Raw genomic sequence first — 15,704 nt, forward strand, 5'->3', positions numbered from 1 at the left:
AAGGGCACTTTTTTCCATAACGCCTGATTTTCAGGCTAAATTGGCCAATCCTGAAACGACATCCATGTTACTGGCGTCGCACTTCTTGCACTCCATTGACTTCCCGGATGACCGTTAATGCCTTCTGTAACTGTGTTGTGCCACCGATTTCCGCCGTGAATGACATCCTCGCCTGCCCTTTTGCGCTCTGTGTATTCACGCCGATAACATTAATTTTTTCGCGTGAAAAGACTTCCGAAATATCCCTTAATAAGCCCTGACGATCTTGAGCAAGAACAAATATATCCACCGGATAAACAGTGTCTTTAACTTGCTCGCCCCAAGTTGTCTGAATAACGCGTTCAGGCGCTTTATTTCGCATTTCTGCAAAATTTTTACACGTCAATCGGTGAATAGAAACGCCTTTACCGCGAGTTACAAAGCCAACAATACTATCTGGCGGAGCAGGCTTGCAGCATCGCGCCAATGCTGTCATCAAACCATCAGTGCCGACGACAAGCACACCTGACTTAGCGCCCTGAGTAACGCTCGACGGCCTGCTTTTATTAGTAATATGCAGTTCATCGGGTAATTCTATGGGTGCATTGTCACGTAAAACCGTTTCAATCTGACGTAAGCTAAATTCCTCTTTACCTACTGATAAAAATAACTCGTCAAGCGCCGCAAATCCTAGCTTACGTGCAAGCTCTTCGAGATTCACTGCTGTTTTACCTTCTCGCTGCAGCGTCTTCTCAACTAAAGTGCGCCCATACGATAAAGTCTCTTGCTGATCGATGGCATTAAACCAGGCGCGGATCTTAGTGCGAGTTCGGGTACTGACAGAATACTCCGGACTAAGCCAGTCGCGTGATGGCCCCGTTTGCGATGATCCGGTTTTCAAGGTGATGATTTCAACGGTTTGACCGTTTTGTAGCCGCGTATTCAATGGCACCATGATGCTGTCAACCCGCGCACCACGGCACCGATGCCCCACATCCGTATGTAGCTGATACGCAAAATCCACAGGGGTTGCGCCACATGGCAACTCAATGACGCGGGCTTGCGGCGTCAACACATAAATTCGGTCATCAAGACTCGCTGCCTTGAGTTTCTCAACCCATTCACGTTGTACTTCTTCATGTTCAACGACGGCGTCGGCAATATCCGTTTTCCAAGCGAGCAATTGGCGTAGCCAGGCGATTTTTTCATCGTACTCCTGGGCGGTAAAATTAGAACCGCCACTTTCTTTGTAACGCCAATGTGCAGCGACGCCGTATTCTGCAAACTGGTGCATTTCGCGGGTACGAATCTGCACTTCCAAGGGCCGTCCATCCTCCACCACAACGACCGTATGCAACGACTTATAGCCATTGGATTTGGGGCGCGAAATATAATCATCAAACTCTTTAGGAATAGGCGCCCAAGCGTTGTGCACAATGCCCAAAACGGTATAACAATCTTTGATATCGTCGACTATCACACGGAAGGCACGCACATCATAAAGCTCATCAAAATGAACCGACTTTCCTTTCATTTTTTTCCAGATGCTGTAGATGTGTTTAGGTCGACCACTCACCTCCGCTTTTACTCCGGCCGCTTTCAGTTCAGTGGTCAAGCGTGCGATCGCATTTACGACAAAACTTTCTCGCTCAACTCGCTTCTCTTCAAGCATTTTGGCAATACGTTTATACTGCTCCGGCTCAAGAAACCGGAACGACAAATCTTCAAGCTCCCACTTTAATTGCCACACACCGAGCCGGTTCGCCAAGGGCGCATACAAATCCATGGTCTCACTTGCATATTGCTTTGTCGACGCATCCTCACGTTTGGACTCAGCAAAATAACGTAAAGTGGTGACACGGGACGCCAAACGCACTAGCACCACCCGCATATCGGTTGCCATTGCGAGCACCATCTTGCGCAAGGTTTCCATTTGCACAGCGGCTTTTTCAGCCGCATCTTTGCCGCGACCAGCATCGCGTTGCGTCAATGCAGCTTCACGCAACTTCATCAAACGTCGAACCCCGATGACTAAATCTGCGATTTCCTTTCCAAATCGGGTTTCGATTTGCGGGACTACGTCCGGACATAATTCTGGTAACTCAAAGAGCACAGCAGCAATTCTAGAATCTACGTCCGTTCGCAGCATTGCCAAGGTCGAGACGACACCCAGCACAAATTGCAAAGCGTTCTGTTCTGTGACAACCGAACGTTCAGCGTAAAAAGGCGTAACGAACTCAATCGCAGAAATGAGTCGCTCTTTATCTGCATCTGACAAGCCGTCAGACAAGTGTGATGCGGAAGCGAAAATGGAGGTCGATACCATACGAATCTTTACGTTTGTGCGGCTGTTACAATGATTTCAATCAACCATTCTGGACTTGCTAATTTTGCCTCAACGGTTGCTCTTGGAGGTGAGTTGCCAGGTGCAACCCACTGATCCCAGACTTGGTTCATTTCAGCAATCAGTGAAATATCAGATAAAAAAATCTGACAAGACAAAATACGTGATTTATCACTTCCGGCTTCTTGCAGCAAGCGGTCTACGTGACCCAACACTTCTGCCGTCTGGCCAGCGATATCATTGCGTGTGTTTTCTGGAATCTGCCCGGCCAGATAGACAACACCATTATGAATCGCGACCTCTGACAAACGGCCGCCAACATGTAATCTCTTAATTTCCATTTTTTACTCTTTTTTAAAACGCCTGTACGACTAGTTATTACTTAGAAAAAAATCACGCGCGATCGCAATTTGCTCAGCACTGACAAAGGTAGGCGCATGACCAACGTCCGGAATTTGCACCAGACTCGCATGCGGTCCACGCTTTGTCATTGCAGTTGCAGTTTCGATCGATAACAAATCAGAATTTTCGCCGCGGACCACCAAAGTCTTACTACGGATCGCATCATAGGTCGCCCATAAAATCGCTTCGCCCGCTGCCACCTGCTCTGGCGTTGTTGCTTTAAATGGCAAGCCCAAACCCAAATCGTAGTGTTTTATCCATTGTCCCGCTTCATTCTGGCGCAACACATCACGCGCCAATTTCTCCCATTGCGCTTCCGAGTGTGCACCAAACGGTTGCGAAATCGACTTAATATACGCCAATGCCTCATCGAAACGCTCAAACGATACCGCCTGCCCGACATATTCACCAATCCTCGATAAGGCCACAGGATTGAGCGCAGGCCCAACATCATTAAGCAACAATTTCCGGATAGGATTACCCTCAAGAGAAGCAATACCCATACCAATTAAACCACCCATGGATGTTCCAAACCAGTCGACTTCTTCGACATCGAGTCTGGCTAACAATGTCACCATATCGCTCACATATTGAGGGATTTGATAATGCATCGGATTGCGTAAATGCCCAGACGCCCCGCGGCCAACAACATCCGGGCAAATTACCCGATACTGGCTACACAAATTAGCTGCCAACACATCAAAATCGTCAGACACACGTGCCAGCCCATGCACACAAACCAAAACATCAGGATTGTTAGCATCTCCCCACTCTTGGTAGGACATCGTATGCAAACCAGTCGGAGACAAGCACTGCACGGATTTTCTTTGAGCTGGCATAGAGATTCCTTGATCTTGTGTGAATATGACAAACTTCGCAATTTACTATTTTAGCGAACACGGGTACTTATATCATTGATTTACGTGCATATTGATTGCTTTTAGTCGCGCGGACAAGCGAACAATTCACTCAAACAACACAGGCAACATTAAACCAATCATCAAAACGAAAAAAAACCGACGGGAATAGCCGTCGGTTTTTGTTACTTGACCGCACCAAAAGTGCGCAAAATCGATTTATACCAAAGTTGAAACATCCAGCGTCGGTTCAGTTTTAGCAATAATTTCATCGACAGTCACGCCAGTCGCCAGCTCAACTAATTTTAAGCCTTGAGGTGTGACATCGATGACCCCAAGATCGGTGATAATACGATTTACGACGCCAACGCCTGTCAGTGGCAGATTGCACTGCTTCAGGATTTTATGCGCGTCGCCTTTGGCAACGTGTTCCATCAACACAACCACCCGTCCAACACCAGCGACTAAGTCCATTGCGCCGCCCATCCCTTTCACCATCTTACCTGGGATCATCCAGTTAGCAAGGTCACCACTTTGGCTTACCTGCATCGCACCCAGGATAGCCAAATTAATTTTCCCGCCACGTATCATAGCGAACGAGTCTGCAGAACTAAAAATAGAGGATCCAGGTAAGGTCGTTACCGTTTGCTTACCAGCATTGATCAAGTCGGGATCAACTTCATCCTCCGTCGGGAAAGGACCAATTCCTAATAATCCATTTTCTGATTGCAACCAAACTTCCACGCCCTGCGGAACATGATTTGCAACCAAGGTCGGTAAGCCGATACCAAGATTAACGTAAAAGCCATCCTGCAATTCTAATGCTGCACGCGCAGCCATTTCATCACGATTCCATGCCATTTTTTTCTCCCGGTCTTAATTTGATGGACGTACAGTACGTTGCTCGATCCGTTTTTCTGGATGCGCATTCACAACGATACGTTGCACATAGATACCCGGCGTATGCACTTCATCAGGATCAATCTCACCAATTTCAACCAATTCTTCCACTTCAGCAACGGTAATCTTGCCGGCCATCGCCACATTCGGATTGAAATTACGGGCAGTTTTACGATAAACCAAATTACCGGCTTTATCTGCCTTCCACGCTTTCACCAAGGAAACATCGGAAACTAAAGAACGCTCCATGACGTATTGGTGACCATCAAATTCACGGATTTCTTTACCGTCCGCAACAATCGTTCCAACGCCGGTTTTAGTGAAGAAAGCAGGAATTCCAGCACCGCCAGCACGCAGCTTTTCAGCCAATGTACCTTGCGGCGTAAATTCCAACTCTAACTCTCCGGCAAGATATTGACGTTCAAACTCTTTATTTTCCCCGACATAAGACGAAATCATTTTTTTAATCTGGCGCGTTGTTAATAGCTGCCCCAAACCGAAGCCATCAACACCTGCATTATTTGAAATTGCCGTAAGCTCCTTGGCACCAGTATCCCGCAAGGCGGCAATCAATGCCTCAGGAATGCCACATAAACCAAAGCCGCCAACGGCAATGGTTTGCCCATCTTTTACAATGTCCGCCAAGGCGGAATTTGCGTCAGCATAAACTTTATTCATTGCTGTCCCCTTCCATATTCAGGATTTATTAGTTATCTATTCTATTGTGCACCAACCCGGCGTTACAGGCGAAGCCCATTTTACGTGAGTCTCCCGCCAACCAACCATGCTAATCGCTTAACAGTCCTCAAGCATATGATGCTACGCTATACTCCGCAATACCGTAAAACTACCAATACTTCTGGTAACCACACCCATCTTTGCCGCACTATGAATACCAAGACTAACATCGATTTTGCCAGCATTTTTCAATTTGCACCAATAGGGATGTGTGTCTCTGAGAACCGTATCATACTTGCTTGCAATGCTGCTCTGGCAACCATGTTTGGATATCATCAAGACACATTGATTGGTGCGTCATTTCAGATACTTTATCCAAGCACAGACGAATTTGAAAGGACTGGTGCCAGAATCGCACCGATAATGAATGCGAAGGGAAGTTATTCCGATGAACGCATCATGAAACGCGCAGATCAGGAATTATTCTGGTGCCATGTTTCCGGTCGTGGGTTGGATAAAAAACACCCGCACGCTGCAGGCATCTGGACATTTGAAGACTTAAGCGCCAAACGCACAGTGAGCGCAGAGCTGACGCCGCGTGAGCGCGAAATTGCGGCCCTATTAGTCGAGGGAAAAACCAGCAAACTTATTGCGAGACAAATTGATTTAAGTCCAAGAACTGTAGAAATGCATCGCGCCAAGTTAATGAAAAAATTTTCCGCGTCCACGTCGAGTGAACTGGTGCATAAATTACTTGGCATCGTCCACTAAATTAAAGTGCTCGATGCAGAGCATTCCTGCATTCGCCACACAAAGAAACCATACGCAATTTACATGATCGAGAATTTAACGACGACGTCGTTGCTCGCTCTTAAATTCAACGAATTTTTGCTTGATCGATTCTGGCAAGGGAATAGATTTTTCAGTGGTAGCATCAACCCAAACTAACTTTGCACCGCCTTCTGCATACAGTGAATAGCCATCACCAACGGATCGCATTTCCTGAATGGTTTCAAAACTACTTCGACCTAAAGTCGAGATATACGTACATACTTCGACTTGTCCGGGGTATTTGAGTGGCTTCTTGAAGGTGCAATGGGCATTGACAATAACAGGACCATTGCCATTTTCATCAGGCAAACAGCCCATCATTGATAGCCATTCGATACGTGCCTGTTCCATATATTGAAAATATATGGTGTTATTGACGTGACCCATCGCATCCATGTCACCCCAGCGAATGGGGATGGTGACGGTATAAACTAACTTTTTGTCACCCGTCGCCATTATTGAACACTCATCCCATCATCAGCCGTGACGATGGCGCCATTCAAAAAGCGTGACTCTTCCGCCGCCAATAGCAACAGCAAACCATCAAGATCTTCAGGCGTCCCTACTCGTTTACGTGGCAACATGTCGATTAATTTTTGACCTTGTTCGGTATCGAAATATTCTTCGTTGATCTCAGTAGAAATATAACCCGGACAAATTGCATTTACATTAATACCGTACTTACCCCATTCAACTGCCATCGCCTTGGTCATATGCACCACAGCCGCTTTACTCATACAGTAAATGCCAATTTGAGGCAAAACACGCAGACCAGCAACCGACGCAATATTAATGATGCGGTGCTGCTTTCTTGGATCGCCCTTGTGGCGCGCAATCATACGCTTTGCCGCTTCTTGGGCGACGAAAAAAGCACCGCGCTGATTGGTATCCATGACATAAGCATAATCATCAGGGGTAACATCGACCAAGCGTTGTGTCGTTGATACACCAGAATTATTGATCAAAATATCGATTGGACCAGCCTCAGTTTCAGCGTGAGCGATCGCTGATTTAATACTAGAATAATCAGTAACATCGAGCGCGACAACGTGCGCCGCACCGCCATCAGCTTCGATTTCAGCCCGCAGTTCCTTGAGTCTGTCGATCCGACGCGAGGCCAGTACGACCTGAGCTCCGGCTTGTGCCAAAATTTTAGCGAACCTTGCACCTAAGCCACTGGAAGCACCAGTAATCAGCGCAATTTTTCCTTCAAAGTTAACTTCTATACCCATCGATATCTCCGAGAAAAATTTCAATCTTCTGCCGTCTATTTGAATCGCTATGATGACATAGAGATCATGTTTGTGTTGTAAGGATTTTAGCGCCTTAACCAGTTTATGTGCATTTTTACACCTAAATCTCGCTAAAATGATGCGTAGCGAACTGCCCTCTGCGATAATTCCGCTTATTGTCAGGCACCTGGTTGGTGACCTTATTCTAATCCGCAACTTGCGCATTAACTTTCTAGCATATAACATGCTGAAAATAATTTAGCACGCTCGTTCGAAAATATTTCCAGAAAGTGATGACTCCATGACCCAAAACATTCTTGAACAATACGGTCCACGCGACACCATGGAATATGATGTCGTTATTGTGGGTGGTGGACCAGCCGGGCTGTCTGCGGCAATCAAACTAAAGCAATTAGCTGCAGAGAAAGGCAATGATGTTTCCGTCTGTGTGTTAGAAAAAGGCGGCGAACTCGGTGCACACATTCTCTCCGGAGCAGTCATGGATCCTCAAGCCCTCACCGAACTTATTCCAAATTGGAAGGAACTTGGCGCACCGCTCACTACCGCTGTTACTGAAGACCGTTTTCTATTTTTAACTGAAACCAAGGCACACAAAACACCTAACTGGATGCTGCCAAAATGTTTTCAAAATCATGGCAATTACGTGATTTCATTGGCAAACGTTGTACGTTGGTTAGGGCAACAGGCAGAAGCGCTTGGCGTAGAAATTTTCCCAGGATTTCCTGCTGCAGAAATTTTGTATAACGACGACGGCTCCGTTAAGGGTGTAGCGACCGGCAACATGGGCGTTAACCGTGAAGGCGAACCTGGCCCAGCATTTCAGTTGGGAATGGAATTACATGCAAAATACACTTTATTTGCAGAAGGCGCACGCGGCCATTTAGGCAAGCAGTTGATCGCAAAATATGACCTTAATAAAGGTAAAGATCCACAAACGTACGGCATTGGTATCAAAGAATTGTGGGAAATAGATCCATCGAAACATCAGCCTGGATTAGTAATTCATTCAGCAGGTTGGCCATTAGATAGTGATACCTATGGTGGTTCATTTTTATATCATTTAGAAAACAACCAGGTCGCTGTAGGTTATGTTGTAGGACTTGGGTACGAAAATCCGTACTTATCACCGTACGAGGAATTCCAACACTACAAAACGCATCCTGAAATCCGCCAGTTTTTTGAAGGTGGCAAACGAATCGCTTATGGTGCACGTGCAATTACGGCAGGTGGGCTACAGTCATTACCTAAACTGACGTTCCCAGGTGGGGCATTAATTGGCTGCGATGCAGGCTTTTTGAATGCTAGCCGCATCAAAGGTAGCCATGCGGCTATCAAGACCGGCATGCTGGCCGCAGATGCTGTATTTGCGGCCTTGGGAGAAAGTCGCCAGTATGATGAAGTCACCGCTTACAGTGCGGCGTTTGAAGCATCCTGGTTGCACGAAGAATTGCACAAAGCACGCAATTTCAAACCATGGATGAGCAAAGGTTTGTACCTTGGCACGTTGATGGTCGGTATCGATCAGGTGGTCTTCGGTGGTAAGGCACCTTGGACTTTGCATCACACCCACGCAGATCATGAGTGCTTGCGTCCTGCTTCAGAGTTTCAGCCTATTGCATATCCGAAACCAGATGGCAAACTAACGTTTGATCGCTTGTCGTCTGTGTTCATATCAAACACCAATCATGCAGAAGATCAGCCTATCCACCTGACTTTGAAAAATGCAAATGTGCCGGTAGATATTAATCTGGCAAAGTACGCTGGCCCAGAAGCTCGATATTGCCCAGCCGGAGTCTATGAATTCATGAAAACAGACGATGGTAAAGATAGATTGCAAATTAATTCACAAAACTGCGTTCACTGTAAGACGTGCGATATTAAAGACCCGACCCAGAACATTGTGTGGGTTACGCCAGAGGGTGGTGGCGGTCCAAATTATCCGAATATGTAGTGAAAAAGCCGCTGGAATTAATTCCAGCGGCTTTTTTATATCTTTAATCAAAGACGAATTATCGGCAATTTGTCTAACTACCAAGATTCCTGAAGAATTTTCTCCAGCCAAAACGTACCTATGACCGTTTTAACATCCGTAATTTTACCTTCGCGTACCCACGCTAAAAGTTCAGCTTGAGTTGCCACAAAGGTTTCTAAAAATTCCCCGTCATCCAGTTTCGACTCTCCTGCTGATAGCCCTTGGGCGAGATAAATTTCTAAATGCTCGTCTGCATATGCAATCGCATTATGGATGGTACAAACGTGACGCCAACTCGTCGCCGTATATCCTGTCTCCTCTCTTAGCTCACGTTGAGCGCAAAGCAAAGTGCTTTCTCCAGGATCAATTTTCCCAGCAGGAAATTCAATAAACACCCGATCTAATGGATAACGAAACTGCCTTTCCATTAACACAGTACCATCATCAAACAGAGGGATAATTACAACGGCACCTGGGTGGCGAATATATTCACGTGTAGTTATTTTTCCATCAGGAAGTACGACTCGATCTTTCTGAACCCGAAGAAAATCACCATCGTACGCCAAGTGACCGTCAAGCTTGCGTTCTGCTAAATGTAGGTCAACATCCAATTTATCAGCCATGAGTTCGCCTCAAATAACGATACACAAAGCCTGGGAAGCCCAATACAACAAAGAGACAAAAGCTGATGGCAAAGAACTCCCATCCTTGTGGGAAAGCATTTCCTAAGCTACGTTCAAACGAAAGCCCAAGCTCACCGACAAGCAAATATAGTGCAATAATTTCGATCATTCGCACCCAAAAAGGCTTCGAAAAAGAAAAGCGCTGTATCGCAAAGAGTGCGAAACAGCGCTCGTTCATATATGGAAGGTTAGCGGCAACTACCGCCAACACTACCACTAACCATACAAAAGAAGAACTACCCAAAAGATTCCGCCTTAAGAAGCGAGTGTCTTAACAATAGCATTTAAACATGCTGTCATTAAACCACCTGGGAAAAAACCTAAAACCAGCACTGCCGCTCCGTTCAAACTCAAAACCACGCGCACATCGGCGCTAGGATTGATAATGGCATTATCTGATGGCTCATCGAAGTACATTAATTTAACGACTCGCAAATAGTAGAACGTACCGATCAACGAGAATAATACTGCAACTAATGCCAACCAAAGCTGTCCACTCGCTACGACTGATTGCAATACAGATAGTTTGGCATAGAAACCCATTAACGGAGGAATACCAGCCAACGAGAACATCAATAGCAGCATCACTAACGCAAACCATGGTGAGCGCTTATTCAAACCTTTCAGATCGTCCAAGTTGTCCGCTTCAAAACCAGAGCGCGACAGCAACATAATCACACCAAACGTACCCAGTGTCGTTAACACATAAGTGATGCTATAGAACATGGAAGCACTGTAGGCATCCGCAGCAAGACTAGAATCACCATTAACGACGCCAGACAATAACCCTAGCAACATGAAACCCATTTGCGAAATGGTTGAATAGGCAAGCATACGTTTTAGGTTAGTCTGCGCAATCGCCGTTAAATTGCCAACCGCCATCGACAAGACCGCTAGAACCACAAGCATCTGTTGCCAATCGACTGCCTGGGAAAATAAACCTTCAACCAGCAAACGGAAAGTAATTGCAAATGCCGCCAGCTTTGGAGCGCCACCCAGTAATAAAGTAACAGCCGTAGGGGACCCTTGATAAACGTCCGGTACCCACATATGGAAAGGTACGACGCCTAATTTGAAGGCAAGGCCAGCCACCAAGAACACAATACCAAAAACCAGAATAGTTTTGTTCGCAGCTGGCGTCGCTGCTACTTTTGCCAGTTCCGACAATCCCAAAGAACCCGTTGCGCCGTAGAGCATAGAGATACCGTACAACATGAATCCAGATGCTAAGGCACCTAAAATGAAGTACTTCATCGCCGCCTCAGTAGATACCGAGTGGTCGCGACGCAAAGCAACCAATGCATACAAAGACAGGGACATCAATTCAAGACCCAGATAAATAATCAAGAAATTATTTCCTGAAATCATGATCATCTGACCAAGCAAGGCAAACAAAGCGAGAACATAAAATTCACCGCCTAATTTATCGTTGCTCATACCTCTGTCCGTAACATATTGACGAGAGTAAATCAGCGTCATCCCCACTGCGATGTAGGAGAACATCTTCAGCAGCATTGACATAGGATCAGACACAAACATGTTATTGCTAACATAAGTTGATCCTTCGTTATTCGCGGTTGCTAAGGTCAACGCCCCGCACACAAACAACGTGACTATACTCATGACATAAGTCACATTACGCTTGCTGTCTGCCAAAAACATATCGACCAGCAAAATTGTACAGGTCGCCAGCAGCAAAAATATTTCAGGATAAAGTGGTGTGAAGTTCATATTATTCAGTTCTACTAGCATTGATCTGCTATCACACGATTGACGAATTGAAAACCGTGGGACGGGCTTGCTTGTCTATATCCTTAGTTAGAGTGGCAACTTAGAAACAGCCACATGCTTCAAAAGATCACTTACTGAGACTTGCATCGCATCAGTGAATGGCGCTGGATACAGCCCCATCGCAATAACTGCAATCGCTAAAACACCCAGCATAAAAAACTCGCGCTTATTGATATCGCTTAAATGGGCAACGTGGTCGTTCGTGATTTTACCGAACACAACACGTTTAACCATCCACAAAGAGTAAGCCGCACCGAAAATCAGAGCTGTTGCAGCCAGCATACCAATCCAGAAATTAAATTGAACTGCGCCCAAAATTACCATAAATTCACCAACGAAACCTGAAGTCGCTGGCAAGCCACAGTTCGCCATGGAAAACAATACAAACAATGCAGCAAACTTCGGCATTTTATTGACCACGCCACCGTAATCGACGATCTGACGTGAGTGTACGCGGTCATACAGCACACCAATACACAAGAACATTGCGCCGGAAATAAAGCCGTGGGAAATCATTTGCACAATCGCGCCTTGCATGGACATGGCGTTAAACATGAAAAAACCAAGAGTAACGAAACCCATATGTGCAATCGAAGAATACGCGACAAGTTTTTTCATATCAGCCTGTACCAAGGCAACCAAACCGATATAAATTACCGCGATCAAAGACAATGTAATCATGAAGCCGGCCATGTAATGACTTGCGTCAGGCGCAATCGGCAGTGAGAATCGTAAGAAACCGTACGCACCAAGTTTTAACATGATCGCAGCCAATACAACCGAGCCACCCGTCGGCGCCTCTACGTGAGCGTCTGGCAACCAAGTATGCACCGGCCACATTGGAACCTTTACTGCGAACGCCATGAGGAACGCACAGAAAATCAAGATCTGTTCTGACATTGTCAACGGCAGTTTATGCCAGTTAAGAATATCGAAAGAATGACCGGCTTTGTTGTACAAATAGATGATCGCAATCAAGGTCAACAAAGAACCTAGCAACGTGTACAAGAAAAATTTAAACGCCGCGTACACCCGATTCGGGCCGCCCCAGATACCTACAATAATGTACATAGGGATCAATGTGGCTTCGAAGAACACGTAGAACAGCATGCCATCTAACGCAGAAAATACGCCAATCATGAGTCCCGACAGGATCAGGAACGCGCCCATGTACTGTGCAACTTGTTTCTCAATCACTTGCCATGCAGCGATTACCACAATCACAGTAATGAACGCTGTCAGAGGAATCAGCCACAAAGAGATGCCGTCGATGCCCAGTGAGTAGAAAACATTAAATTTTTCTATCCATGTAAATTTCTCAACAAATTGCATACCGTGCGCATTGTTATCAAAATGGGTAATCAACGGCAAAGTTACCAAAAAGCTCGCCAGAGAACCGATCAGGGAAACACCGCGCACCAGCCCGGGATTGTTATCCCGTCCGAAAGCTAAAACAAAGAGGCCAAACGCGATTGGACACCAAATCGCCAGGCTGAGTAAGGAGGAAGTTGACTGCATCATGATTATATTTTTATAGCCGAGGTCACTTATTTAGCAAAAGGGAATGGCATGAAGTACACAAGGAACCCCAGAACACCCAAAATCATTACAAAAGCATAGTGATAGATATAACCACTTTGGAACAAACGAATACCACGCGAGAGCCAACCGACTAATTTCGCGCTGCCATTTACCACCAAGCCATCGATCAAACCTTTGTCACCGATATTCCACAAGCCGCCACCTAACACCCGTGCACCGCCTGCAAATACGATTTCATTGAATTTATCCATGTAGTACTTGTTATCGAGCACGTTATAGATCGCGCTCGAATGCTTCTTGATAGCCGTAGGAATCGCAGGTTTAACCATATAGAAGAAGTACGATGTGACTACGCCTGCCAACGCCAGCCAGAATGGCAACGACGTGAATGCATGAACTGCCATGGCCACAGGGCCGTGGAATTCGTCTTTCAACTCTTCCATTGCTTTATGCGCTTCATTAACGGCAATCACTTTTTCAAAGAACGCACCAAACAACATTGGCTCGATCGCGATAAAACCGATGATCACTGAAGGGATCGCCAACATAACCAATGGGAACCAGACAACAAATGGAGACTCGTGTGGTTTTTGTCCTGGAGCCAGACCGTGATGTTCATCATGGTCAGCGTGATCATCGTGCGCATGTGCGTCATGCGCTTTGTGATCATGCGCATGATTATCATGACCGTGAGCGTGTCCAAAGTTTTCTTTGCCGTGAAATACCAGGAAATACATCCGGAACGAGTAAAACGCAGTAACGAATACACCTGCCAACGTTGCGAACTGAGCAAAACCAGCACCTGTCAGATGCGACGCTTGTACCGCGTCAATAATGCTATCTTTCGAGTAGAAACCGGAGAAGAATGGCGTACCGATCAATGCCAAAGAACCGATCAAAGAAGTGATCCACGTAATCGGCATGTATTTACGTAAGCCACCCATGTTGCGAATGTCTTGATCATGGTGCATACCAATAATCACAGAGCCAGCAGCTAAGAACAGCAGCGCTTTAAAGAATGCGTGCGTCATCAAATGAAACACAGCAACTGAGTAGGCAGAAGCACCGAGTGCCACAGTCATGTAACCCAACTGAGACAATGTCGAATACGCAACTACACGTTTGATATCGTTTTGAATAATCCCAAGGAAACCCATAAACAATGCCGTGATAGAACCAATCACCAGAATGAATGACAAGGCGGTATCAGACAATTCAAACAACGGCGACATACGGGACACCATGAAGATACCAGCAGTGACCATCGTCGCCGCGTGAATCAGAGCGGAAATTGGCGTTGGGCCTTCCATCGAATCAGGCAACCACACGTGCAGAGGAAACTGTGCTGATTTACCCATCGCACCGATGAACAAGCAAATACAAGCAACCGTAATCAACATCCAGTTAGTACCTGGTAACAGCAGCTTTGCTAATTCTTCCTTCTTGGCAAACACTTCGGCGTAATTCATGGAGCCAGCGTAAGCCAGAATCAAACCAATACCGAGGATGAAGCCAAAGTCACCAACACGGTTGACCAAGAAAGCTTTCATGTTCGCGTAAATCGCTGTTGGTTTGGTGTACCAGAACCCAATCAACAAATACGACACCAGACCCACTGCTTCCCAACCGAAGAACAGTTGCAAGAAGTTATTGCTCATAACGAGCATTAGCATTGAAAATGTGAATAAAGAGATGTAAGAGAAGAAGCGGTTATAGCCTTCGTCTTCAGCCATGTAGCCGATAGTGTAGATATGAACCATCAGTGAAACGAAGGTCACCACACACATCATCATTGCCGTGAGATTATCGACCAGAAAACCTACTTCTAGCTTCAAACCTGCTACTTGCATCCATTGATACAAAGTAGCGTTGTAAATCGGCGCACCATCCATCAATGCATTTAGTGTCATGCATGAAATGATGAAAGCCACCAATACGCCAAGTATTGTTGCAGTATGTGAGACTTTACGTCCGACGACGTTACCGAAGAACTTGGTGCCCAGCAAACCAGCAATGGCAGATCCTGCCAATGGTGCCAGAGGTACAGCCAATAATAATTGTGGGTTAAGTTGCCCCGCCATGATGACCCTTTTGTTAGCTTGTTACTTTTTTAAATCGCTAGCGAATGAGGGGTTGCCGCAGATTGCAACAACCCATCCACATTATCCTTTGAGTGCGTCTAAATCTTCAACGTTAATCGTATCCAAACTGCGGAACATAACAACGAGAATCGCCAATCCGATTGCGGATTCAGCAGCAGCAACCGTCAGTATGAAGAAAACAAAAATCTGCCCTGCTGCGTCTCCAAGATAATGAGAAAACGCGATGAAATTAATATTTACCGCCAACAACATCAATTCGATTGCCATCAACAAAACGATAATATTTTTGCGATTCAAAAATATACCGACGATTGATATAGCAAACAAAATTGCGCCCAAAATCAAGTAGTGCGTCAATGTCAAAGCCATC

General features: G+C 45.8%; 15 protein-coding genes. 2 read left to right on the plus strand and 13 right to left on the minus strand.

Features of this window, described 5'->3' with window-relative positions:
* Positions 1-67: 67 nt before the first annotated feature.
* From ACO0K1_RS00745 to ACO0K1_RS00765, 5 genes are all read right to left on the minus strand, one after another.
* Positions 68-2,305 (minus strand): RelA/SpoT family protein, encoded by a 2,238-nt coding sequence (locus ACO0K1_RS00745; protein WP_423021914.1) that lies wholly within the window; start codon positions 2,303-2,305, stop codon positions 68-70.
* A gap of 8 nt (positions 2,306-2,313) precedes the next feature.
* Positions 2,314-2,664 carry a RidA family protein gene (locus ACO0K1_RS00750; protein ID WP_423021915.1) on the minus strand — a complete coding sequence of 117 codons (351 nt, stop codon included), beginning with the start codon at positions 2,662-2,664 and terminating at the stop codon, positions 2,314-2,316.
* 30 nt (positions 2,665-2,694) lie between these two features.
* Positions 2,695-3,564 (minus strand): alpha/beta fold hydrolase, encoded by an 870-nt coding sequence (locus ACO0K1_RS00755; protein ID WP_423021916.1) that lies wholly within the window; start codon positions 3,562-3,564, stop codon positions 2,695-2,697.
* Between the two features lie 237 nt (positions 3,565-3,801).
* The gene (locus tag ACO0K1_RS00760; RefSeq protein ID WP_423021917.1) at positions 3,802-4,443 is read right to left on the minus strand and encodes a CoA transferase subunit B; all 642 of its coding nucleotides are present in this window, start codon (positions 4,441-4,443) and stop codon (positions 3,802-3,804) included.
* Between the two features lie 15 nt (positions 4,444-4,458).
* Positions 4,459-5,160, minus strand: coding sequence for a CoA transferase subunit A (locus ACO0K1_RS00765; protein WP_423021918.1), 702 nt, complete (start codon positions 5,158-5,160; stop codon positions 4,459-4,461).
* 210 nt (positions 5,161-5,370) lie between these two features.
* Between ACO0K1_RS00765 and ACO0K1_RS00770 the strand changes: the two genes are divergently transcribed.
* Positions 5,371-5,931, plus strand: coding sequence for a LuxR C-terminal-related transcriptional regulator (locus ACO0K1_RS00770; RefSeq protein ID WP_423021919.1), 561 nt, complete (start codon positions 5,371-5,373; stop codon positions 5,929-5,931).
* A gap of 75 nt (positions 5,932-6,006) precedes the next feature.
* On the opposite strand, the gene ACO0K1_RS00775 is transcribed toward ACO0K1_RS00770, so the two are convergent.
* Positions 6,007-6,447, minus strand: coding sequence for an acyl-CoA thioesterase (locus ACO0K1_RS00775; RefSeq protein WP_423021920.1), 441 nt, complete (start codon positions 6,445-6,447; stop codon positions 6,007-6,009).
* Positions 6,447-7,223 carry an SDR family oxidoreductase gene (locus tag ACO0K1_RS00780; RefSeq protein ID WP_423021921.1) on the minus strand — a complete coding sequence of 259 codons (777 nt, stop codon included), beginning with the start codon at positions 7,221-7,223 and terminating at the stop codon, positions 6,447-6,449. Before ACO0K1_RS00780 ends, ACO0K1_RS00775 begins: the two co-directional genes overlap by 1 nt.
* Before the next feature lie 343 nt (positions 7,224-7,566).
* On the opposite strand from ACO0K1_RS00780, the gene ACO0K1_RS00785 reads away from it, so the two are divergent.
* Positions 7,567-9,195, plus strand: coding sequence for an electron transfer flavoprotein-ubiquinone oxidoreductase (locus ACO0K1_RS00785; protein ID WP_423022066.1), 1,629 nt, complete (start codon positions 7,567-7,569; stop codon positions 9,193-9,195).
* Positions 9,196-9,272: 77 nt separating this feature from the next.
* Here ACO0K1_RS00785 and ACO0K1_RS00790 read toward each other — a convergent pair whose 3' ends face one another.
* The 6 genes from ACO0K1_RS00790 to nuoK all read right to left on the minus strand — a co-directional run bounded on the left by ACO0K1_RS00790 (position 9,273) and on the right by nuoK (position 15,703).
* Positions 9,273-9,839, minus strand: coding sequence for an NUDIX domain-containing protein (locus ACO0K1_RS00790; RefSeq protein ID WP_423021922.1), 567 nt, complete (start codon positions 9,837-9,839; stop codon positions 9,273-9,275).
* A complete protein-coding gene (locus ACO0K1_RS00795; protein ID WP_423021923.1) occupies positions 9,832-10,143 on the minus strand; it encodes a DUF2818 family protein in 312 nt (103 codons plus the stop codon). Before ACO0K1_RS00795 ends, ACO0K1_RS00790 begins: the two co-directional genes overlap by 8 nt.
* A gap of 11 nt (positions 10,144-10,154) precedes the next feature.
* Entirely contained in the window at positions 10,155-11,639 is a 1,485-nt protein-coding gene (gene nuoN / locus ACO0K1_RS00800) for an NADH-quinone oxidoreductase subunit NuoN (RefSeq protein ID WP_423022067.1), read from the minus strand.
* A 78-nt stretch (positions 11,640-11,717) separates the two neighbouring features.
* The gene (locus ACO0K1_RS00805; protein WP_423021924.1) at positions 11,718-13,211 is read right to left on the minus strand and encodes an NADH-quinone oxidoreductase subunit M; all 1,494 of its coding nucleotides are present in this window, start codon (positions 13,209-13,211) and stop codon (positions 11,718-11,720) included.
* A gap of 26 nt (positions 13,212-13,237) precedes the next feature.
* Complete coding sequence (gene nuoL / locus ACO0K1_RS00810) at positions 13,238-15,313, minus strand: NADH-quinone oxidoreductase subunit L (RefSeq protein ID WP_423021925.1); 2,076 nt, start codon at positions 15,311-15,313, stop codon at positions 13,238-13,240.
* A gap of 81 nt (positions 15,314-15,394) precedes the next feature.
* On the minus strand, positions 15,395-15,703 hold the full coding sequence (gene nuoK / locus ACO0K1_RS00815; protein WP_423021926.1) for an NADH-quinone oxidoreductase subunit NuoK: 309 nt from the start codon (positions 15,701-15,703) through the stop codon (positions 15,395-15,397).
* Position 15,704: the final 1 nt, after the last annotated feature.

This window comes from Undibacterium sp. SXout20W, assembly GCF_049340285.1.
GTDB lineage: Bacteria > Pseudomonadota > Gammaproteobacteria > Burkholderiales > Burkholderiaceae_D > Undibacterium.